The following is a 20,763-nucleotide window of genomic DNA, read 5'->3' as shown; positions in this document are numbered from 1 at the left end:
TAGCGTCGGGGCCGTGACGGGCGTGCGGGAGGAGTCGGCCACCCGGACGCGTGCCGGCGCCGTCGTCATGGTGCTGGTCGGGCAGTTCTCGGTGCAGTTCGGCGCCACGGCCGCGACAGGGCTGTTCGGCCGCGTCGGACCGGTCGGCGCGGTCGCCCTGCGCCTCGCGTTCGCGTCGCTCGTCCTGCTCGCCGTGTGCCGGCCGCGCGTGCGCGGGCTCGGCAGGCGCGACGGCGCGCTGGTCGTCGGCTTCGGGGTCGCCCTCGCGGGCATGAACTCGATGATCTACGAGGCGATCGCGCGCATCCCGCTCGGCGCCGCGGTGACCCTCGAGGTGCTCGGGCCGCTCGTGCTCTCGGTCGCCGCGTCGCGGCGGGCGTCGAGCTGGCTGTGGGCGGCGCTGGCGCTCGCCGGCGTCGCCCTGCTCGGCCGCGGGGGCCTCGCGGACCTGACGGTGCCCGGGGTGCTGTTCGCGCTGGGCGCGGCGACGATGTGGGCGGCGTACATCCTCGCCTCGCAGCGCGCGGGCGGGCGCTTCGACCGCCTCGACGGGCTCGCCCTCGCGATGACGGTCGGCGCCGTGCTGACGGTGCCGCTCGGGGTGCTGCAGGGCGGCGCGGCGATGCTCGACCCGGTGGTGCTCGGGTGGGGCGCGGCGGTGGCGCTCCTGTCCTCGCTCGTGCCCTACAGCCTCGAGCTGCTCGCCCTGCGCCGGCTGCCGGCCTCGGCGTTCTCGGTGCTGATGAGCCTCGCGCCGGCGATCGCCGCGACGGCCGGGTTCGTCGTCCTCGGCCAGGAGCTCACGGCGCTCTCCGCGCTGGCCATCGCGCTGGTGGTGGCGGCGAGCATCGGCGCGGTCCGGGCGTCGCGGCCGGCGGGGTAGCGACGCCGTGGCGATCCTCAACGCCGTCGTCCTGGCCGTCGTCGCCGCGCTGTTCACGCTCTACGCGCTGCTCCCGTTCGCCATGGCCAACGACGACCCCGCCTCCGGGCCGCTCGTGCGCCACGGGGTCCTGCAGCTCCTCGCCTACGGCGGGCTGATCGCCTGGGCGGTGGTCGGCGTGGTCGTCGCCTGGTCGGCGGGCGACCACGCCGGGTGGGCCGCCGTGGGCGTCGGCGCGGCCGGATGGGGTGTGTGGATCGGCGGCGTCGTCGCGACGATGGCGGTGTTCTTCCTGCTCGCCCGGCTCGACACGGCGCTCGGCGGCCGGTGACCCGTACGGCCGGGTCGCGGAGGACCTGATCAGTGCAGGCCGGTGAGCCGCAGGTAGGCGGTGACGGCGTCGTCGGCGAGACGGTCGCGGACGGCGGGGGAGGCGTCCTCGGCGAGCTCGGCGAACCGGCGCACGATGCCGGTGATCGCCTGCGACACCGTGTCGGCGTCGAGCGCGGGGTCGGCGCGCCCGGCCGCGGCGAGGCGGTCGACGAAGCGGGCGTTGCGCCGGTGGACCCGCGCGAGCAGGTCGTCACGGGCGGCGGCGACCGCCGGGTCGGTGCGGGCCCGCTGGTCGATCGCCGCGAGCAGGGGCAGGTGGCGGACGTGCAGCGCGAGGTAGGAGGTGATCACCGCGCGCGCGACCGCGACCGGGTCGTCGCCCTCGGGTACCTCCTGCGCGGCGAGGAAGGCGTCGCGGACCTCCCCGACGAGCGCGGTGAAGATCGCTTCCTTGGTGTCGAAGTACGCGTACACGGTGGGGCGGGTGACCCCGGCGCTGCTCGCGATCCGGCCGATGCTCGCCGCGCCCACGCCCTCGTCGGCGAACACCTGGGACGCCGCGTCGAGGATCGCCGTGCGGGTGCTCACCAGGTGTCCACGATCGGGTGGCGGGGCCCGAGGTCGTCGCCCGCGGTGTCGAGGGCGGCCAGGACGACGTCGCGGGTCGCGGCCGGGTCGACGACGTCGTCGACCTCGAACACGCTCGCCACCGACAGGCCCTTGCCGCGCTCGTAGTACGCGCCCACCAGCTCGTCGAAGCGGGCCTTCCGCGCCTCGCCGGTCAGGGCCTCGAGCTCCTGGCGGTAGCCGAGGTGCACCGCACCCTCGAGCCCCATGCCGCCGAACTCGGAGGTGGGCCAGGCCGCGGTGATGACGGGCCGGTGGAGGTGCCCGGCGGCCATGGCCATGGCGCCGAGCCCGTAGCCCTTGCGCAGCACGACGCACACGACCGGCACCCGCGCGTTCGCCCCGGCCACGAACATCCGTGAGAACCGGCGGACGGTCGCGGTGCGCTCGGCGTCCGGGCCGACCATGAACCCGGGGGTGTCGCACAACGAGACCACCGGCAGCCCGCGCGCGTCGCAGAGCTGCAGGAACCGGGCGGCCTTGTCCGCGGCGGGGGCGTCGATCGCGCCGCCGAGGTGGCGGGGGTCGTTGGCGAGGACGCCGACGGGCCGCCCGCCGACGCGGGCGAACGCCGTGATCATCCCGACGCCGAACGCGGGGCGCAGCTCCAGGACGGTGTCGGGGTCGGCGATCGTGTGGAGCACGCGGCGCACGTCGTAGACCCGCAGCCGGTTCTCGGGCACGGCGTGGCGCAGGGTGCGCTGGTCGTGGGGCGTCACGGGGTCGGTCGGCCCGGCGCAGAACCCCAGGTAGCGCTTCGTGACCGCGACGGCCTCGGCCTCGTCGTCGACCACCACGTCGAGCACCCCGTTGGGTCCCTGCACGTCGGCCGGACCGACGTCGCCGGGAGCGACCGCGCCCAGCCCGCCGCCCTCGATCATCGCCGGACCGCCCATGCCGAGCGACAGGTCGCGGGTGCCGACGATCAGCTCGGCGCACCCGGCCAGGGCGGCGTTGCCCGCGAAGCAGTAGCCGGCGACGACGGCCACCGTCGGGACCCGCCCCGAGAGCTGCGCGAACAGCGCGAACGTGGTGACGTCGAGGCTCGCGACGGCGGTCGAGTCCGTGTCGCCCGGACGCCCGCCGCCGCCCTCGGCGAAGAGCACCACGGGCAGCCCGTGGTCGAGCGCGAGGCGCAGCAGCCGGTCGGTCTTCGCGTGGTTGAGCACACCCTGGGTGCCCGCCATGACCGTGTAGTCGTAGGCCAGCACCGCGATCCGCCGGCCCTCCACGGTGCCGGTCCCGGTGACGATGCCGTCGGCCGGGGTGCGCGCGACGAGGTCCTCGACCGACCGCCGGCGGCGTTGCGCGGCCAGCGCCAGCGCGCCGTACTCGACGAAGCTGCCCTCGTCGAGCAGGTCGGCGAGGTTCTCCCGGGCCGTGCGCCGCCCGACGTCGCGGCGCTTCGCGACGGCCTGCGGGCGCGCCGCGTCGGTGGTGACGCGGTGGCGCTCGAGGGACTCCGCGAGGTCCGGGCGGACGTGGTCGGGGTCGACGGAGGCGTCGGCTTCCCGCTGATCGGCGTCGGCGTCCCCGGGCGTCACCGTCGCCAGCACGGCGCCGGCCGTCACGTCGTCGCCGACCGCGATCCGCAGCTCCGCGACGGCGCCCGCGACGCCGGCGGTGACGACGTGCTCCATCTTCATGGCCTCGAGCACGACGAGCGTGGCGTCGGGTCCGACGGTGTCGCCGGCCGCCCGCTCCACGGCGACCACGACGCCGGCGGTGGGGGCGCGGACGGCGTGGACGTCACCGTCGGGCTCGTCGACGGCGTCCTCGGCCTCCGGGGCCAGCTCGGCCGCGTGGCGGTCGACGAAACCGGTGTCGAGGGCGCCGACGGCGAGGCCGGGCTGGTCGAGCAGCGCGGTCAGCACCTCGAGGTTGGTGGGGACGCCGTCGATCTCGAACGCGCGCAGGCACCGCCCGGCCCGGGCCAGCACGCTCGTCGCGTCACCGGCCGGGTCGTGCACGACGACCTTGGCCAGCAGCGAGTCGTACCGCGGGCTGACCGTGTGGCCGGCGTGGCCGTGGGTCTCGATCCGCACGCCGCGCCCCGTCGGCGGGGTGAAGCGCGTGAGGGTGCCCGCCTGCGGGGTGACGGTCCCGTCGGCGTGCAGCGTCTCGGTGCACACCCGCGCCTGCACGGCCGTGCCCCGGACCGCGGGCACCGGGTCGAGCCCGGCGGCGCGCAGGTCGGCGCCGTCCGCGAGCCGGAGCTGCGCGGTGACGAGATCGAGCCCGAGGACCTCCTCGGTCACCGTGTGCTCGACCTGCAACCGGGGGTTGACCTCGAGGAACGCGGTCGTGGCGCCGTCGACGAGGAACTCCACGGTCGCGAGTCCCCGCAGCCCGACCGGGGCGACGATCCGCCGCGCGGCGTCGTGCAGGCCCGCGCGCACGTCGTCGTCGAGCGCGGGCGCCGGGGCGATCTCGACGAGCTTCTGGTGGCGGCGCTGGGCGCTGCAGTCGCGGTCGGAGAGCACCACGACGTCGCTCCCGTCGCCCGCGACCTGCACCTCGACGTGCCGGGCCCGCGGCAGGAGGCGCTCGACGACCACGGTCGGGTCGCCGAACGCGGCGGCTGCCTCGCTCGCGGCGCGTGCCAGGGCGTCGTCGAGGTCGGCCGGGTCGCGCACGGCCCGCATCCCGCGCCCGCCGCCGCCCGCGACGGCCTTGACCATGACCGCACCGACGCGGTCCAGGAAGGCGCGGGCCTGCTCGGGCGCGGTCGCCTCGAGCACGTCGACGCCGACGGCGCGCGCGTGCTCCTTCGACCGGGCCTTGTCGCCGAAGAGCTCCAGCACCGCGGGGTCCGGCCCGACGAAGGTGACGCCGGCCTCGGCGCAGGCCCGGGCCAGGGCCGGGTTCTCGGAGAGGAAGCCGTACCCGGGGTGCAGGGCGTCGGCGCCGGACTTCTGCGCGGCGGCCACGACGGCCTCGACGTCGAGGTAGGCGGCGGGCCCGGTGCCCGGGAGCTCGACGGCGTCGTCGGCGGCGTCGACGTGGCGGGTGGTGCGGTCGTCGGCGGGAGCGATCGCGACGGTCCCGAGACCGAGGTCGGCGGCCGCGGCCAGGACGCGCAGCGCGATCTCCCCGCGGTTGGCGACGAGGAGGCGGTTCACCGGCTCGTCACGCCCGTGCGGCGCACCTGGATGCCGGCGGCCTCGCGGTCCCAGCCGGTGGCGCCGCTCTCGCGCAGCTGCGCCTTCTGGACCTTGTGCGTCGGCGTCTTCGGCAGCTCGTCGGCGAGCTCGACGTAGCGCGGCACCATGAAGTACGGGAGCCGGTCGACCAGGAAGTACGTGAGCTGCTCGGGGTCGACGGTCGCGCCCTGCTGCGGGACGACGACGACCTTGATCTCGTCCTCGCCGACCTCGGACGGCACGGCGACCACGGCGCTCTCGTAGACGTCGGGATGGGCGTTGACCACGCTCTCGACCTCGAAGCTCGAGATGTTCTCGCCGCGGCGGCGCAGCGCGTCCTTCATGCGGTCGGAGAAGAAGAAGCGCCCCTCGGCGTCGGTGCGGAACGCGTCGCCGGTGTGCACCCACCCGTCCCGGATCGTCCGGGCCGTCACCTCCGGCAGGCCGTGGTAGCCGGCCATCACGGTGTGCGGCTCCTCGGGGCGGACGAGCAGCTCACCGATCTGTCCGGGGGCGACGTCCTCGCCGGCCTCGTCGACCAGCCGCAGCGTGAATCCCGTGCGAGGAAAGCCGCATTCCCCGCCGACGATGGACGCGGGCGGGCCGTCGAGGACGCAGCCGATCTCGCTCATGCCGTAGACGGCGGCGACGTCGGTGCCGAAGCGGCGCCGGAAGCCCGCGACGTCGCTCGCGAGCGGGGCCATGACGGCGAGCTCGAGGGGGTTGTCGGCGTCGTCGGGGGCCGGCGGCGTCTGGGCGAGGAGCTCGGCGACCGCCCCGAGCATGGTCGTGTACGTGATGCCGTGCTCGCGCACGGCGCGCCAGAACCCGCTGACCGAGAACCCGGGCTCGAGCACGCACGGGATGGTGTGGATCAACGCCTGGTAGACGCCGTACCACTGCCCGGCGAGGTGGAAGATCGGCAGCGTGACCAGGGAGCGGTCGCCGGGTCCCGGCTTCTCCAGGTGCTCCCGGCTGGCGTAGGTGTAGGCGTGGGCGTGCGGGACGAGCACGCCCTTCGCGCGGCCGGTGGTGCCCGACGTGTACATGATCGCCATGAGGTCGCCGGGCCCGCGGCGGACGGGGTCGGCGGGGCGCGCGGTCTCGAGGTCGGACCAGGGAATCTGTGTGAAGCGGCTGGTCTGCTCGGTGACCTCGCCCAGCACCACCAGCGTGTGCAGCGCCGGCACCTCGTCGGCGACGGCGAGCACGCGCTCGACGTAGCCCGGCTCGACGACGAGCACCTCGGAGCCCGAGTCGCGCAGGACGTGGGCGAGGAAGCCGCCCTTGTAGGCGGTGTTGACGGGCACCTGCACCCCGCCGACCAGCGCGAGCCCGAGCGCGGTGTGCACGGCGTCGAACGAGTTGTCGACCATGAGCGCGACGGGGGCGTCCGGCCGCACCCCGAGCCCGTGCAGCCCGCCGCCGACCCGCCGCGACCGGTCGAAGGCCTCGGCGGTGGTCCAGCGCCCGGCGCGGTCGATCTGGGCGACGTCGTCGGGCGCCCGGTCCAGGGCGCGCTCCAGCGTGGCGAGCACCGTGCGCCGCTCGAGCGCGGGGAGTCCCATGGCCCGGACTTTACAACCCTGTCAAGTGCGATTCCCAGGTGAGCAGTTGGCGCCCCTACCGGGGCGCCAACTGCTCACAGACGTGGAGGAGGCGGGCGCGGAGGGCGGCGCCGCGGTCGGCGAAGCCGCGCTGGGCGGCGGCGTACTCGGCCTTGCCCTCGGGGGTCTCGATGCGCACCGGGTCGTAGCCGAGGTCGGCGAGGTCGTAGGGCGACGCTCGCATGTCGAGCACCCGGATGTCGCGGGCGAGCGTGAACGCGTCGAGCAGCAGCTCGCCGGGCACGAGCGGACCGAGCTTGTCGGCCCACTTGTAGAGGTCCATGCCCGCGTGCAGGCAGCCGGGCTGCTCGAGCTCCGGCTGGCGCTGCCGGGACGGGGTGACCGCGTTGCGCGGCGCCGCGGCGTCGGTGAAGAAGCGGTAGGCGTCGAAATGCGAACAGCGCAGGCGGTGCGACTCGACGACGGCGTCGGTGCCCTCGGTGCCCAGCCGCAGCGGGACCGGGTGCCGGGTGTCCCCGTCGCGGTAGACCATGGCCCACTCGTGGAGCCCGAAGCAGCCGAGCTGGGGCTCCCGCGACGCCGTGGCGCGCAGCAGGGCGGCGACGAAGGTGATCGTGGCGCCGCGCTCCTGCCCGAGCGTCTCGTGGTCGACCCTCGACCCGCCGTCCTCGACCACGTAGTGGCGCCACCCCGCCCGCTCCTCGGCGTCCGCGAGCACCACCCCGGCCCCGGGGTGCCAGCGCCGCAGCCGGCTGGGGCGGGTGGGGTAGTAGGTGTAGAGGAAGTCCTCGACCGGGTGCGCCTCGCCGCGCTGCCGGCGCGCCCGGTGGCCGGCGGTCAGGGCGTCGGCCCGCGCGGCGTGCTCGGCCGCCCGGGCCCGCCACTCCGGCCCCGCCAGCACCTGCGCCACGGGACCATGCTCCCAGCCGGTCGGCGTGGCGTTCTCACGAGAGGCGGCGACGATTCGGTGCACGCCGCAGCGTCGCGCTCCTACGGTCGGAGCCATGGCATCGCAGACACCCGGCGGTGACGTCGACATGGCCGCGGTGGGCGAGCTCCTCGCCGACCGGGCGCGCTGCCGCATGCTGCTGGCCCTCGCCGACGGGCGGGCGCTGCCCGCGAGCACGCTGGCGTCGGAGGCGGGCGTGGCCCCGTCGACCGCGAGCGGGCACCTCGGCCGCCTGACCGACCGCGGGCTGACCGAGGTCGTCCCCGTCGGTCGCTACCGCTACTACCGGCTCGCGGGCCCCGAGGTCGCGCGGCTGGTCGAGGTCCTCGGGCGCATCGCGCCGGCCCGACCCGTCCGCTCGTTGCGGGAGGGCACGCGGGCGCACGCGATGCGCCTGGCCCGCCGTTGCTACGACCACCTCGCCGGCCGTCTCGGCGTCGCCGTCACCGACGCGCTGCGCGACCAGGGCTGGATCGAGGGTTCCGACGGCACGCCGGACCCGGCCGAGCACCAGGGCCACCAGCTGCCGGGCCGCGTCCCCGAGGACGGCGCCTACCGCCTCACCGACGCCGGCCGGGCCGGTCTCGCGGACGCCGGCGTGGCCGTTCCCGACGGTCTGTTCGCGGTGCGCTGCTGCGTCGACTGGACCGAGCAGCGCCACCACCTCGCGGGCCCGCTCGCCGCGGCGCTGCTCGCGCGGTTCGACGAGGACGGCTGGTTGCGCTCGATGCCCGGTCACCGCGCCGTCAAGGTGACCGACGACGGCGTCGCCGGGCTCGCCGACCGCTTCGGCGTGGGCTGGCCGCCGCCGGCCGTGGACCTCGCCCCCGCGGTCGGCGCCCGCGGCTGAGGTCGCCCGGGTCTCCCGAGATCACGGGCGCACTATCGACCGACCCCCCGGGCCCCGGCCGCGTGGACGACGCGCTCCTGATCTCCCCTGACCCGCCGGGGTTCCGGAGCAGGGTGCCCCGTGCCCGCTCGTCCGCTCGACCGTGGCCTCCGCCCCGAACCCACCCGGCGCGCCACCGCGCGCCGGGTGGATCCTGAGCAGGTGAGCGAGACGACCGACGCCGAGCACGTCGAGATCGCGCGGCGGGAGCCCGAGCCCGGCGACCGTGCGACGGGGCTGGGCTCGTGGCCCGGGACCGACCGGCAGGAGGCCGCGCGCACGATCGTCGGCGAGGTCCCGGGGCTGCCCTACGTCCCGGAGCTCCCCGCCCGCGGCGCCGGCGCGGACATGATCGGGCGCGCCGCGGCGATGCTCGTCGACCTCGCCGTCGAGGTGTGGCCGTCGGGCTACCGGGTCGTGCGCAGGCCCGGCGGCGACCAGCGGCGGGCCGAGGACCTGCTCGCCCGCGACGTCGACGCCCTCGACGAGGCCCTCGGCGCGGCCGGGGCCACGCCGCCGGCGGTGAAGTGCCAGGTCGCGGGGCCGTGGACGCTGGCCGCGGGCGTCGAGCTGCACTCCGGCCACCGGGTGCTCACCGACCGCGGCGCCGTCGCCGAGTTCGCCGCGAGCGTCGCCGAGGGGCTGGGCACGCACGTCGCCGAGCTCGCACGCCGTACCGGCGCCCCCGTCGTCGTCCAGATCGACGAGCCGACGCTGCCGGCCGTGCTCGCCGGCTCGCTGAAGACACCCTCGGGCTACGGGACGGTCGGCGCGGTGCCCGGCGCCGAGGCCCGTTCCCTGCTCGCCGAGACGGTCGGGGGAGCGCGCGCCGCGGGTGCGGAGAAGGTCGTCCTCCACTGCTGCCACCCCACCCCGCCGCTCGCCCTGCTCGGCGCCGCCGCCCCGGATGCCGTCGCCGTCGACCTCACCGCGCTGGGCGGCCCGGACGCCCCCGAGGAGGTCCTCGACGCGCTCGGGGAGCTCTGGGAGGCGGAGGTCGAGCTCTGGCTCGGGATCGTCCCGTCGACCGACCCGAGCGCCCGACCCGACCTCCACGCCCTGGCCACGCCCGCCCTCGAGCTCGCCGACCAGCTGGGGTTCGACCGCGCCCGCCTCGCCGACCGCGCCGTCGTCACCCCGACGTGCGGCCTCGCCGGGGCGAGCCCGGCCTGGGCGCGGCGGGCGACGAGCACGACCGTCGAGCTCGCCCGCGCGTTCGCGGATCCCCCCGCGAGCTGGTGACGGTGCTCCCCGCGGCGCACGCGCCGGGCCGCGGGATCCGATACTGGGCGCCGTGCGGATCGGATTGGTGGGCGGCGGGTTCGCCGCCCTGCGCGGAGCCCTCGAGACGGCGTTCGATGCGGTCGGCTGGACCGGCGTCGAGATCGTCGACGTCCCCGTCGAGGTCCCCGACGGCGGCCTCGGGCACGTCGACGTCCTCTGCCCCATGGGCAGCACGATCTCCGGCGCGCTGATGGACGCGACGACCCCACGCATGATCCAGCAGTTCGGCGTCGGTCTCTCCGGGGTCGACCTGCCCGCCGCGGCGGAACGCGGCCTGCCGGTCGACAACGTCTCGGGCGCCGAGTCCGGCAACGCCGTCGCCGTCGCCGAGATCGCGCTGCTCCACCTGCTCGCGCTCCTGCGGCGGTTCGAGGAGGCGCGCGCGAACGTCGCGAAGGAGCTCGTGGGTGAGCCGTCCGGCCGCACCCTGGCCGGGCGCACCGTGGGCGTCCTCGGCGTCGGCGACATCGGCGCGGAGGTGATCGTCCGGCTGCGGGCCTTCGGCGCGGAGCCCGTGGGGGTCGGGCGGCGCCCGCGGGCGGAGACGCCCCGAGCGGCGGACCTGCTCGACGACGCGCACTACCACCGCGTCGACGACCTGCCCGCCGCACTCGCCCGCTGCGACGACCTCGTGGTGGCGTGCCCCCTGACCGACGAGACGCGCGGGATCGTCGGTACGGCCGCGTTCGACGCGCTGCGGCCCGGTGGCCACGTCGTCAACGTCGCCCGCGGCGGGGTGGTCGACAAGGACGCGCTCCACGCGGCCCTGCGGTCGCGGAGGCTCGCGGGGGCGGGCCTCGACGTCACGTGGGCCGAGCCGATCGACCCCGACGACCCCCTGCTCGCCGAGAACGTCGCCGTGACCCCGCACGTCGGTGGGGTCACCGAGACCTCCTACGCCGGCATCGCCACCGGCTTCGTCGCGTCGGTGGAACGGCACCTGGGTCGACACGTGGAGTGATCGACAGGCGACGACCACCCCCTCGAACGGCCGATCGCGCGTACTCTCCTGCTCGGCGCGGGCCGGACCGTCCTCACCCCCGCGGGCCTCGCGGCGACCGTGCTGGTGTTCTCCTGCTTCGGCGTCCTCACGCTCGCGTGCTCGATCCCGTTCCGCGCCGCGCCGCCGCCGGGGCCCGACACGGTCGAGTCACGGTTCACTGTCGGGGTGCGCGGCTAATCTCGGCCCCGTGACCAGCACGGAACACGTCCCGGAGCACGACGTGCCGACCGAGGACGCCCAGCGCCACCGCGAGCTGGCGGAGATCGTGTCCGATCACCAGTTCCGCTACTACGTGCTCGACGCCCCGATCGTCACCGACGGGGAGTTCGACGAGCTGTTCGGCGAGCTGCAGCGTCTCGAGGAGCAGCACCCCTCGCTGGTCACCCCTGCGTCGCCCACGCAGCGGGTCGGGGGAGGGTTCTCCACCGACTTCGTCGCGGTCGACCACCTCGAGCGGATGCTCTCGCTCGACAACGCGTTCACCGCCGACGAGCTGCGCGAGTGGGTGCTGCGGGTCCAGCGCGAGCTCGACTTCCCCTCCGAGGAGCTGCTCTACCTCTGCGAGCTCAAGATCGACGGGCTCGCGGTGAACCTGCTCTACGAGAACGGGCACCTCACCCGGGCGCTCACGCGCGGCGACGGGCGCACCGGCGAGGACATCACGCTCAACATGCGCACGCTGGCCGACGTGCCCACCGAGCTCACCGGCACCGACGAGTTCCCGGTCCCCGAGATGATGGAGGTCCGTGGCGAGGTGTTCTTCCGCCTCGCCGACTTCGACGAGCTCAACGCCGGGCTCGTCGCCGCGGGCAAGCAGCCGTTCGCCAACCCACGCAACTCCGCGGCGGGCTCGCTGCGCCAGAAGGACCCCCGGGTCACCGCCACCCGGCCGCTGCACCTGATCTGCCACGGGCTGGGCAGGCGCCGGGGCTTCACCCCCGAGCGCCAGTCCCAGGCCTACGACGCGCTCGCCGCCTGGGGGCTGCCGGTCTCGTCGCACACCCGGGTGCTCCACGGCGTCGACGCGGTCATCGAACACACCCACTACTGGGGCGAGCACCGCCACGACGCCGAGCACGAGATCGACGGCGTGGTCGTGAAGGTCGACGACGTCGCGCTGCAGCGGCGCCTCGGCTCGACGTCGCGGGCCCCGCGCTGGGCGATCGCGTTCAAGTACCCGCCGGAGCAGGCCACCACGACGCTGCGCAACATCAGCGTCAACGTCGGCCGCACCGGGCGTGTGACGCCGTTCGCGGAGATGGACCCGGTGCTGGTCGCGGGGTCGACGGTCTCGCTGGCGACGCTGCACAACGCCGGCGAGGTCGAGCGCAAGGGCGTCCTCATCGGCGACCGCGTGATCATCCGCAAGGCGGGCGACGTCATCCCCGAGGTGCTCGGCCCGGTGGTCGAGGCCCGCACCGGCGACGAGCACGCCTTCGTCATGCCGACCCACTGTCCCGAGTGCGGCACCGAGCTGCGGCAGATGCGCGAGGGCGACAAGGACCTGCGCTGCCCGAACGCCCGCTCCTGTCCCGCGCAGCTGCGTGAGCGCCTGTTCCACGTCGCCGGGCGCGGCGCGTTCGACATCGAGGTCCTCGGCTACGAGGCGGCCACCGCGCTGCTCGACGCCGGGGTGGTGCAGGACGAGGGCGACGTCTTCCGGCTCACCGAGGACGACCTGATCCAGGTCGACCTGTTCCGCACCAAGGCGGGCAACGTCTCGGCCAACGGCCGCAAGCTGCTCACCAACCTCGAGACCGCGAAGCACCGCCCGCTGTGGAAGGTGCTGGTCGGGCTCTCGATCCGCCACGTCGGCCCCACGGCGGCGCAGGCCCTCGCGCGCCACTTCCGGTCGGTCGACGCGATCGACGCCGCGACCGAGGAGGAGCTCGCCGCCGTCGACGGTGTCGGGCCCACGATCGCCGCGGCGGTGCGCGAGTGGTTCTCCGTCGACTGGCACCGCGAGGTGGTGGAGAAGTGGCGCGCCGCGGGCGTCGAGCTCGCCGAGGAGGCCGACGAGTCCGTGCCGCGGATCCTCGAGGGGCTCTCGATCGTCGTCACCGGCTCGCTGCCGACGTTCTCCCGCGACGAGGCCAAGGAGGCGATCCTCGCCCGCGGCGGGCGCGCTGCCGGTTCGGTCTCGAAGAAGACGGCGTTCCTCGTGATGGGCGACGAGCCCGGGTCCAAGTACGACAAGGCGGTGTCGGCGGGGGTCCCGATCCTCGACGAGGACGGCTTCCGCGTGCTGCTCGAGCAGGGCCCGGACGCCGCGGCGGGGACGGCCGTGGCCGGGGGTGCCGAGCCGGCCGCCGACACCGCGCCCGACACGTCGCCCGAGGGAGGGTGACGAGATCGACCGACCGGCCGGTAGCGGACCCACCCGAGGTGTCGGGCACACTCACACCGTCGGGTGACGGGGGTGCGACCGTCCGGGTGGCGTGCCGCCGGCATCCCGAGCGCTGACGCGTTGGCGTTGCCCTCGCCGCCGTCAGCGTCGAAGCTGGACACCCCGGACGAGGCTCACGGGCGGAGGGAGGGACGCCGCGGTGCTGCAGTGCTGCCCCAACGGTGCCCGTCCCGCGGACGTGTACCCCGCCGTCCCGATGAGCCCGCGCCACCTCGCGCGCGACGCCCGGGCGGTGGCCGCGCTGGGCGTCGAGAGCCTGCACGTCCACCCCCGCGACCGCGACGGCCAGGAGAGTCTCGACCCGCGCGTGATCGGCACGGTGGTCGACACCATCCGTCGCGAGGCGCCCGGCCTCGAGATCGGCGTCACGACCGCCCGCTGGGTGGAGCCCGACCCCCTCAAGCGCACCGAGATCATCGGCCAGTGGGGGCGCCTGCCCCGGGAGGCCCGCCCCGACGTCGCGGCGGTCAACGTGCACGAGCGCGGCTGGCAACGCGTGTGCGCCGCGCTCGACGCCGTCGACATCGGCGTCGAACTGGGCGTGTGGACCACCGGCGACGCCGTGCAGCTCAAGCAGGCCGGCCTGCCGCGGGGGACCGTCCGCGTGCTCGCCGAGGTCACCGTCACCGACCCGGACACCGCCGTCGCCGAGGCCGTCCGCATCCTCAAGGCCCTGGGCCCCGTGCCGGCGCCGATCCTGCTGCACGGCGAGGAGGCAGGCGCCTGGCCGGTGCTCGAGTACGCGCAGCGCAACAACCTCGACTGCCGCATCGGCTTCGAGGACACCCTCAAGGGTCCCGACGGCACCTGGCTCGCGACGGGCAACGAGGAGCTCGTGCGGTACGCGCTGGGCAAGGACGTCGGCGGCCGCTGGGACCGGAAGCGCAACGGCGCCCGCACCGGCGGCCTGCGCGCCGCCGGGTTCTGGCCGGGGTCCCGCGCCGAGCACCGCCGCTGAGCCTCCACGCTCTGACAGAGTGTAGCGATCAGGCTGATTTCGCCGGGATTGTCTTCGCATGGCTATCCATGATGCCTCGTTCGGAGCAGCTTTCGATCACGCAGAGTGGCGCTAGCGTGGGCGACTCCTCCAGGGCGAGCAGCGCCCCGGAGACAGGGCCGCGGGGGAGCAAGGCCCGGGGGAAGGAGTCCGACCCATGACACAGGTCATCTCACGATTCGAGGAACTGCGCGCGGCATTCACGGGGACCGTCGTGACCGCGGACGACGCGGGCTACGACCAGGCCCGCCGGATGTGGAACGGCGACATCGACCGGAGGCCATCCGTCGTCGCCTACTGCGCGACCGCCGAGGACGTCGCCGCGGCGGTGTCGTTCGCTCGGGACGCATCACTCGAGATCTCGGTCCGCTCCGGCGCGCACTCCGTCCCGGGCATGTGCGTCGGCGATGCAGGGATCGTGATCGACCTGAGCCGGATGAACGGGGTCGCCGTGGACACGGCGAACCGCAGGGCGACGGTCGGTGGCGGGGCGCTGCTCCGGGACGTCGACGCGGCGACCCAGGCGCACGGGCTCGCGGTGCCGTTGGGCGAGGTCGGCCACACCGGGATCGGCGGGATCGCGACCGGTGGGGGCATGGGCTGGCTGACGCGTCAGCACGGGCTGACCTCCGACAACGTCGTGTCGGCGCAGGTGGTCCTCGCGAACGGGCGGATCGTCCGAGCCGCGGCGGACGAGAATCCGGACCTCTTCTGGGCCATCCGCGGCGGCGGCGGGAACTTCGGGGTCGTGACCTCCGTCGAGCTCGCCCTGCACGAGGCAGGTCCACAGATCGAGTTCGGTCTGCTCTTCTACGGGATGGACCAGGCGTCCGACGCGCTCCGGGCGGCCCGCGAGGTGATCCCCGACCTGCCCTCGGACGTGAGCTTCCAGGTGGTCGCCCTCCACGCTCCGCCGGAGCCGTTCGTCCCGTCGGAGCACCACTTCCGGCTGGGCTTCGCGCTGGTGGCCGTCGGTTTCGGCTCCGAGGAGAGCCATCGGGAGGTGCTCGACCGCGTGCGCGGCGCCGTGCCGCCGCTGTTCGAGATGGTCACCCCGATGCCATACGTCGGGCTGCAGCAGATGTTCGACGACGCGTTCGCGTGGGGTGTCCACGCGTACGAGAAGTCGCTCTACCTCGCCGACCTGAGCGACGACGTCATCGACGTGGCCGTCGACCGCGTCGGCGCGATGGGCTCGCCGATCTCTGCGGTGTTCTTCTACGTGCTCTCGGGGGGCTACAGCGCCGTCGACGACGCGAGCACCGCGTTCAGCGGCGGGAGGTCACCGCGCCTGGGTGTGTTCATCCTCGGACTGACATCGGACGAGGGCGACCACGTCGGGGAACGCGCCTGGGTCCGCAGCTTCTTCGACGCCCTCGCGCCGCAAGCCCTCGGCCGGGGCGCGTACGTCAACGCCCTGGGTGTCGACGACGCCCACCGCGTCCCGAGCTCCTACGGCACGAAGTACACGCGGCTCGCGGAGATCAAGGCCGATTACGACCCGGACAACGTCTTCCACCGCAACGCCAACATCATCCCGGCGACCTAGCCCACGATCGTCGCGACGATCCCGCACAGGTGGGAGAGCCGGGCGAGCTCGGAGGGCCGGAAGGCCGGCCCTCCGGGCCGCCCGACGACGAGCGCGCGTTCCGGGCGTCCGACGGGTGCGGCGGCGAGCTCCGTGTCGAGGTCGGTCCAGGCCTCGGGCACGGTGTGCCCGCCCATCGGGTCGAGCACGGTGGCCTTGTCCAGCGGCAGCCAGGACAGTTCGGCGGCCTCGGTCTCGGGCGCCGCCGGGCTCGAGGCGACGCGGCGCACGCCCTGGCCCTCGCCGGTGGCCTCGGTGACGAGCGCCCACGCCGAGCGGAACAGCCCGGGCACGCCCTCGGCGAGCAGCCGCACGCCCTCCTCGGGGTGGGCGGCGACCGCCTCGACGAGCTCCAGCTCGCGGGTGGTGTCCAGGGCGCCGGCGAACGGGCGCACCGATTCCACGATCACGCCGTGGACGGCCTCGGCGGCGGTGATGAGCACGTCGGGCGGGCGGGAGCTGGGCATGTCGACCACGAGGTCGTCCACCGCCGAACCGGCGCCGCGCTCCACCACGTCGACCGAGAGGATGTCCGCGCCCTCGGCGCCGAGGGCCGAGGCCAGCGAGCCGAGCGTGCCCGGACGATCGGGCAGCACCACACGCAGCAGGTAGGTCACGACCCTCCTCGACTCCCGGACGCCCGACGACCCCCGCCTGGTGGGCCGGCGCGGGCACTCGGCTGTACCCCGCCGGGGAGGCGGCGGTCGCACTTCCCGGGCGCCCCGCCGAGATACCCCACCGGCGGGACCGGCGCATCCTCCCAGGCCGACCCCCGCCGGGGCGAGCGATGATCAGAGCTTGACCGCGGCAGCCGTCGGAATCCTCGTCGAGGGCCCGCGCGACCCGGTCCTAGACTGGACATCCGCGCCGGGAGACAGCGTCCTGCGGGCTCGCGCCCGGCGCCGGGAGACGCAGCGAAGCGCCGCTCGACCCGAGGCACGTGCAGCACCCCGGAGGGACATGTCCGACATCACCCGCGACGACGTCGCCCACCTCGCCCGGCTGGCCCGGCTCGCCGTCTCCGACGCCGAGCTGGACATGTTCTCGGGGCAGATCGACGCGATCGTCGACACGGTCTCGAAGGTCGGCGAGATCCCCGACGACGTCCCGCCGACCGCTCAGGTGGTCCCGCAGACGAACGTCCTGCGCCCGGACACGATCGAGCCCTCGCTGCCGCGTGACGCGGTGCTCGCCGCGGCCCCCGCCGCCGAGGAGGGCCGCTTCCGCGTGCCGCGGATCCTGGGGGAGGGCGCGTGAGCTGGGACACGCAGCGCAGCGGAGCTGGACCGGTGGACTCCGAGCTGGTCTCCCTCGACGCCGCCGAGCTGGCGCGCCGCATCCACGCCCGCGAGGTGTCCTCGGTCGAGGTCACCCGCGCCCACCTCGAGCGCATCGAGGCCGTCGACGGTCCCGCCGAGAGCGGCGTGCACGCGTTCCTCCACCTCGACGCGGAGGGCGCGCTGACCGCGGCCGAGGCCGCGGACCGCGCGATCGCCGACGGCGGTCCGGTGTCGCCGTTGGCCGGGGTCCCGATCGCCCTCAAGGACAACCTCGCGACCACCGACATGCCCACGACGTGCGCGTCGCGGATCCTCGAGGGCTGGCGTCCGCCGTACGACGCGACCGTCGTCTCCCGGCTGCGTGCCGCCGGCCTGGTGCCGCTGGGCAAGACCAACCTCGACGAGTTCGCCATGGGCAGCTCGACCGAGAACTCCGCGTTCGGGCCCAGCCGCAACCCCTGGGACCTCACCCGCGTCCCCGGCGGCTCCGGCGGCGGGTCGTCGTCGGCGGTCGCCGCCGGCGAGTCGCCGCTCGCCCTCGGCTCGGACACCGGCGGCTCCATCCGCCAGCCCGGCGCCGTGACCGGCACCGTGGGCGTCAAGCCGACCTACGGCACCGTCTCGCGCTACGGGCTCGTGGCCTTCTCGTCGTCACTGGACCAGATCGGGCCGTGCGCGCGCTCGGTGCTCGACGCGGCACTGCTGCACGAGGTCATCGGGGGCCAGGACCGGAACGACCAGACCTCGGTGAGCGCGCCGCTGCCGCCGGTCGTCGAGGCCGCGCAGGCGGGCGCCCGCGGGGATCTCGCCGGCGTCCGGGTCGGTGTCGTCTCCGAGTTCTCGGGCGAGGGCTACCACTCCGGCGTGCTCGCGGCGTTCACCGACGCCGTGCGGGTGCTGGGCGAGCTGGGTGCCGACGTCGTCGAGGTGTCGTGCCCGTCGTTCGGCTACGCCCTGCCGGCGTACTACCTCATCGCGCCCAGCGAGGCCTCGAGCAACCTCGCCCGCTTCGACGCGATGCGCTACGGCCTGCGGGTCGGCGACGACGGGGAGCACGCGGCCGACGAGGTCATGTCGCTCACGCGCGAGGCCGGCTTCGGGGCCGAGGTCAAGCGCCGCATCATGATCGGCACGCACGCCCTGTCGGCCGGCTCGTACGACGCGCTCTACGGCAAGGCGCAGAAGGCGCGCACGCTGATCGTCCGCGACTTCACCGCGGCGTTCGAGACCTGCGACGTGCTCGTCTCGCCGACGACGCCGACGACGGCGTTCGCCATCGGTGAGCGCACCGACGACCCGCTCGCGATGTACCTCGCCGACCTCTGCACGATCCCGTCGAACCTGGCGGGCAACGCGGCGCTCTCGGTGCCGTGCGGGCGGTCGGCCGACGACGGTCTGCCGGTCGGTCTGCAGGTCATGGCGCCGGCCCTGGCGGACGACCGCGCCTACCGGGTCGCCGCCGCCTACGAGGCGGCGCGCGCCTCGACCGACGACGCCACGCCCCGCATCCCCGAACTCCGCGCCCTGGAGACCACCCGATGACGGCCACCGTCGAGTCCGCGCCGTACACCGTCGAGGAGGTCTGCGAGCACTTCGACCCCGTCATGGGGCTCGAGGTGCACGTCGAGCTCAACACCGACACCAAGATGTTCTGCGGCTGCGCCAACGCCTTCGGCGCCGAGCCCAACACCAACATCTGCCCGGTCTGCCTCGGCCTGCCCGGGGCGCTGCCGCGCGTCAACGGCACCGCCGTGGAGTCCGCGATCACGATCGGTCTGGCCCTCAACTGCCAGGTGCGGGAGCGCTCGGGCTTCGCCCGGAAGAACTACTTCTATCCGGACATGCCCAAGAACTTCCAGATCTCCCAGTACGAGGACCCGATCGTCTTCGACGGGTACCTCGACGTGCCGCTGGACGACGGCGGCACGTGGCGGGTCGAGATCGAGCGCGCGCACATGGAGGAGGACACCGGCAAGTCGCTGCACATCGGCGGGGCCACCGGGCGCATCCACGGCGCGGACTACTCGCTGCTCGACTACAACCGCGCCGGCGTGCCGCTCATCGAGATCGTCACCAAGCCGATCGTCGGCGCCGGTGTCCGCGCGCCCGAGGTCGCGCGGGCTTACGTGACCGCGCTGCGTGACGTGCTGCGCGGGCTGGGCGTGTCCGACGTGCGCATGGACCAGGGCTCGATGCGGTGCGACGCGAACGTGTCGCTCAAGCCGAAGGGCACCGAAGAGTTCGGCACCCGCACCGAGACCAAGAACGTCAACTCGCTGCGCTCCGTCGAGCGCGCGGTGCGCTACGAGATGGGCCGCCACGCGGGCGTGCTGCTCTCCGGCGGCACGATCCGCCAGGAGACCCGGCACTTCGACGAGCAGTCCGGCACGACGTCGGCGGGCCGGCCGAAGGAGACCTTCGCCGACTACCGCTTCTTCCCCGAGCCCGACCTGCCGCCGCTGGAGCCCTCCCGCGACTGGGTGGAGGCGCTGCGCTCCGGGCTCCCGGAGCGCCCCTGGGAGCGCCGGGCCCGCATCCAGACCGAGTGGGGCCTGTCGGACGAGGAGCTGCGCGACCTGGTCAACGCCGAGGCGCTCGACCTCGTCGCCGACACCGTCGACGCGGGCGCGGCCCCCGAGGCGGCGCGCTCGTGGTGGGTCTCGTACCTCGCCCAACAGGCGAACGCGTCGGGCGTGACGCTCCCCGAGCTGGCGATCACGCCGGCCCAGGTGGCGCGCGTGGTGGCGCTCGTCGGCGAGGGCACGCTGACCAACAAGCTGGCCCGCCAGGTGGTCGACGGCGTCCTGGCCGGCGAGGGCGAGCCCGACGAGGTCGTGTCCGGGCGGGGTCTCGCGGTCGTGAGCGACGAGAGCGCGCTGACGACGGCCGTGGACGAGGCGCTGGCCGCGCAGCCCGACATCGCGGAGAAGATCCGCTCGGGCAAGACGAAGGCCGCCGGCGCGATCGTCGGTGCGGTGATGAAGGCCACCCGGGGGCAGGCGGACGCCGCCCGTGTGCAGGAGCTGGTGCTCGAGCGCTGCCGGTGAGCCCCGACTCACCGAGATCGATCATGTTTTCCGTGATGTACCCGTAACCCGGACGAGATCCCTCCGTTGGGTGATTCAGGGAGCAGCGTGTAGCCGTTCTCTAGCCGGGCGTGACGGCGTGCCCACCGTCCGGTTCATCCCCCGATGCCATACGAAGTACTGGAGGGTTCCGAATGGGTGCACACAGTGCCCGCCAGACCAGCACGGTCGGTAAGGTCGCCGGCCGGGGCGCGCTGACTGCTGCCGCGGCGCTCGCGCTGACCGGCGGGACCGCGTCGTTCGCCTTCGCCGCCGAGGCGCCGAACGTCGACAACACCACGAGCACGCTCTCCGACGTCGCGCAGGAGAACGCCGCGGCGCTGCAGGACCTGCCGAACACCGACGTCCCGACGACGTTCAAGGGCGGCGAGGAGCTCGTCGGCGGCCACGTCTCGGCGGGCCAGCACCAGGTCAACCGCATCACCTCGGCGGCGACCTCGGACCTGCAGACCGCGGCCAACGCCAACGGCATCCCCGTCGGCAGCCACGCCACCGACACCGAGCAGAAGATCTCCGGTGCGGTCAACGAGGCCTCCGGTCACCTGCACGACGCCACGGGCCGCGGCGCCCACCAGGTCGACGACGCGATCGCCTCGCACGGCTCGAGCCTCATGTCCTTCGGTCACAGCAGCGACAGCGACGACTGAGACGGATCGACGTTCGCCTGGTCCGCTCCCCAGATCAGGTGGCCCACGGCCCCGGTCCTCCCCACCCCGAGGTGGAGGA

At 74.6% G+C, this 20,763-nt stretch carries 17 protein-coding genes; 12 read left to right on the top strand and 5 right to left on the bottom strand.

Annotated elements, in window-relative coordinates:
- Positions 1-13: 13 nt before the first annotated feature.
- Positions 14-883, top strand: coding sequence for an EamA family transporter (locus tag ACR9E3_RS14040; protein WP_460380908.1), 870 nt, complete (start codon positions 14-16; stop codon positions 881-883).
- Between the two features lie 7 nt (positions 884-890).
- On the top strand, positions 891-1,214 hold the full coding sequence (locus tag ACR9E3_RS14035; RefSeq protein ID WP_460380906.1) for a hypothetical protein: 324 nt from the start codon (positions 891-893) through the stop codon (positions 1,212-1,214).
- Between the two features lie 29 nt (positions 1,215-1,243).
- Here ACR9E3_RS14035 and ACR9E3_RS14030 read toward each other — a convergent pair whose 3' ends face one another.
- The 4 genes from ACR9E3_RS14030 to ACR9E3_RS14015 are packed head-to-tail and all read right to left on the bottom strand — an operon-like array spanning position 1,244 to position 7,464.
- Positions 1,244-1,804, bottom strand: coding sequence for a TetR/AcrR family transcriptional regulator (locus ACR9E3_RS14030; protein WP_460380905.1), 561 nt, complete (start codon positions 1,802-1,804; stop codon positions 1,244-1,246).
- Positions 1,801-4,965, bottom strand: a complete 3,165-nt coding sequence (locus tag ACR9E3_RS14025) for an acetyl-CoA carboxylase family protein (protein WP_460380904.1) — start codon at positions 4,963-4,965, stop codon at positions 1,801-1,803. Before ACR9E3_RS14025 ends, ACR9E3_RS14030 begins: the two co-directional genes overlap by 4 nt.
- The gene (locus tag ACR9E3_RS14020; protein ID WP_460380903.1) at positions 4,962-6,554 is read right to left on the bottom strand and encodes an AMP-binding protein; all 1,593 of its coding nucleotides are present in this window, start codon (positions 6,552-6,554) and stop codon (positions 4,962-4,964) included. Before ACR9E3_RS14020 ends, ACR9E3_RS14025 begins: the two co-directional genes overlap by 4 nt.
- 55 nt (positions 6,555-6,609) lie before the next feature.
- Positions 6,610-7,464: a 3-methyladenine DNA glycosylase gene (locus ACR9E3_RS14015; protein WP_460380901.1), complete on the bottom strand. Its 855-nt coding sequence runs from the start codon at positions 7,462-7,464 to the stop codon at positions 6,610-6,612.
- Between the two features lie 94 nt (positions 7,465-7,558).
- On the opposite strand from ACR9E3_RS14015, the gene ACR9E3_RS14010 reads away from it, so the two are divergent.
- The 6 genes from ACR9E3_RS14010 (at position 7,559) to ACR9E3_RS13985 (ending at position 15,632) form a co-directional block, all read left to right on the top strand.
- Positions 7,559-8,353, top strand: coding sequence for an ArsR/SmtB family transcription factor (locus tag ACR9E3_RS14010; RefSeq protein WP_460380900.1), 795 nt, complete (start codon positions 7,559-7,561; stop codon positions 8,351-8,353).
- Positions 8,354-8,554: 201 nt separating this feature from the next.
- Complete coding sequence (locus ACR9E3_RS14005) at positions 8,555-9,634, top strand: uroporphyrinogen decarboxylase/cobalamine-independent methonine synthase family protein (protein ID WP_460380899.1); 1,080 nt, start codon at positions 8,555-8,557, stop codon at positions 9,632-9,634.
- Positions 9,635-9,686: 52 nt separating this feature from the next.
- Complete coding sequence (locus tag ACR9E3_RS14000; RefSeq protein ID WP_460380897.1) at positions 9,687-10,637, top strand: NAD(P)-dependent oxidoreductase; 951 nt, start codon at positions 9,687-9,689, stop codon at positions 10,635-10,637.
- A 229-nt stretch (positions 10,638-10,866) separates the two neighbouring features.
- On the top strand, positions 10,867-13,026 hold the full coding sequence (gene ligA, locus ACR9E3_RS13995) for an NAD-dependent DNA ligase LigA (protein WP_460380896.1): 2,160 nt from the start codon (positions 10,867-10,869) through the stop codon (positions 13,024-13,026).
- A 199-nt stretch (positions 13,027-13,225) separates the two neighbouring features.
- Entirely contained in the window at positions 13,226-14,044 is an 819-nt protein-coding gene (locus ACR9E3_RS13990; RefSeq protein WP_460380895.1) for a 3-keto-5-aminohexanoate cleavage protein, read from the top strand.
- 196 nt (positions 14,045-14,240) lie between these two features.
- The gene (locus tag ACR9E3_RS13985; RefSeq protein ID WP_460380894.1) at positions 14,241-15,632 is read left to right on the top strand and encodes an FAD-binding oxidoreductase; all 1,392 of its coding nucleotides are present in this window, start codon (positions 14,241-14,243) and stop codon (positions 15,630-15,632) included.
- Here the strand turns inward: ACR9E3_RS13985 and ACR9E3_RS13980 are convergent.
- Entirely contained in the window at positions 15,629-16,288 is a 660-nt protein-coding gene (locus ACR9E3_RS13980; RefSeq protein ID WP_460380893.1) for an ACT domain-containing protein, read from the bottom strand. The genes ACR9E3_RS13985 and ACR9E3_RS13980 overlap by 4 nt on opposite strands.
- Before the next feature lie 343 nt (positions 16,289-16,631).
- Between ACR9E3_RS13980 and gatC the strand changes: the two genes are divergently transcribed.
- The 4 genes from gatC (at position 16,632) to ACR9E3_RS13960 (ending at position 20,684) form a co-directional block, all read left to right on the top strand.
- The gene (gatC, locus tag ACR9E3_RS13975; RefSeq protein ID WP_460380892.1) at positions 16,632-16,928 is read left to right on the top strand and encodes an Asp-tRNA(Asn)/Glu-tRNA(Gln) amidotransferase subunit GatC; all 297 of its coding nucleotides are present in this window, start codon (positions 16,632-16,634) and stop codon (positions 16,926-16,928) included.
- On the top strand, positions 16,925-18,493 hold the full coding sequence (gene gatA / locus ACR9E3_RS13970; RefSeq protein WP_460380890.1) for an Asp-tRNA(Asn)/Glu-tRNA(Gln) amidotransferase subunit GatA: 1,569 nt from the start codon (positions 16,925-16,927) through the stop codon (positions 18,491-18,493). Before gatC ends, gatA begins: the two co-directional genes overlap by 4 nt.
- Positions 18,490-19,998 (top strand): Asp-tRNA(Asn)/Glu-tRNA(Gln) amidotransferase subunit GatB, encoded by a 1,509-nt coding sequence (gene gatB / locus ACR9E3_RS13965; RefSeq protein ID WP_460380889.1) that lies wholly within the window; start codon positions 18,490-18,492, stop codon positions 19,996-19,998. The genes gatA and gatB overlap by 4 nt, the downstream gene beginning before the upstream one ends.
- Before the next feature lie 173 nt (positions 19,999-20,171).
- Positions 20,172-20,684, top strand: a complete 513-nt coding sequence (locus ACR9E3_RS13960) for a hypothetical protein (RefSeq protein ID WP_460380888.1) — start codon at positions 20,172-20,174, stop codon at positions 20,682-20,684.
- Positions 20,685-20,763: the final 79 nt, after the last annotated feature.

The organism is Actinomycetospora sp. C-140, assembly GCF_054796175.1.
The sequence above is the reverse complement of the archived record's forward strand: the minus strand, read 5'-3'. Positions and strand labels throughout refer to the sequence as shown.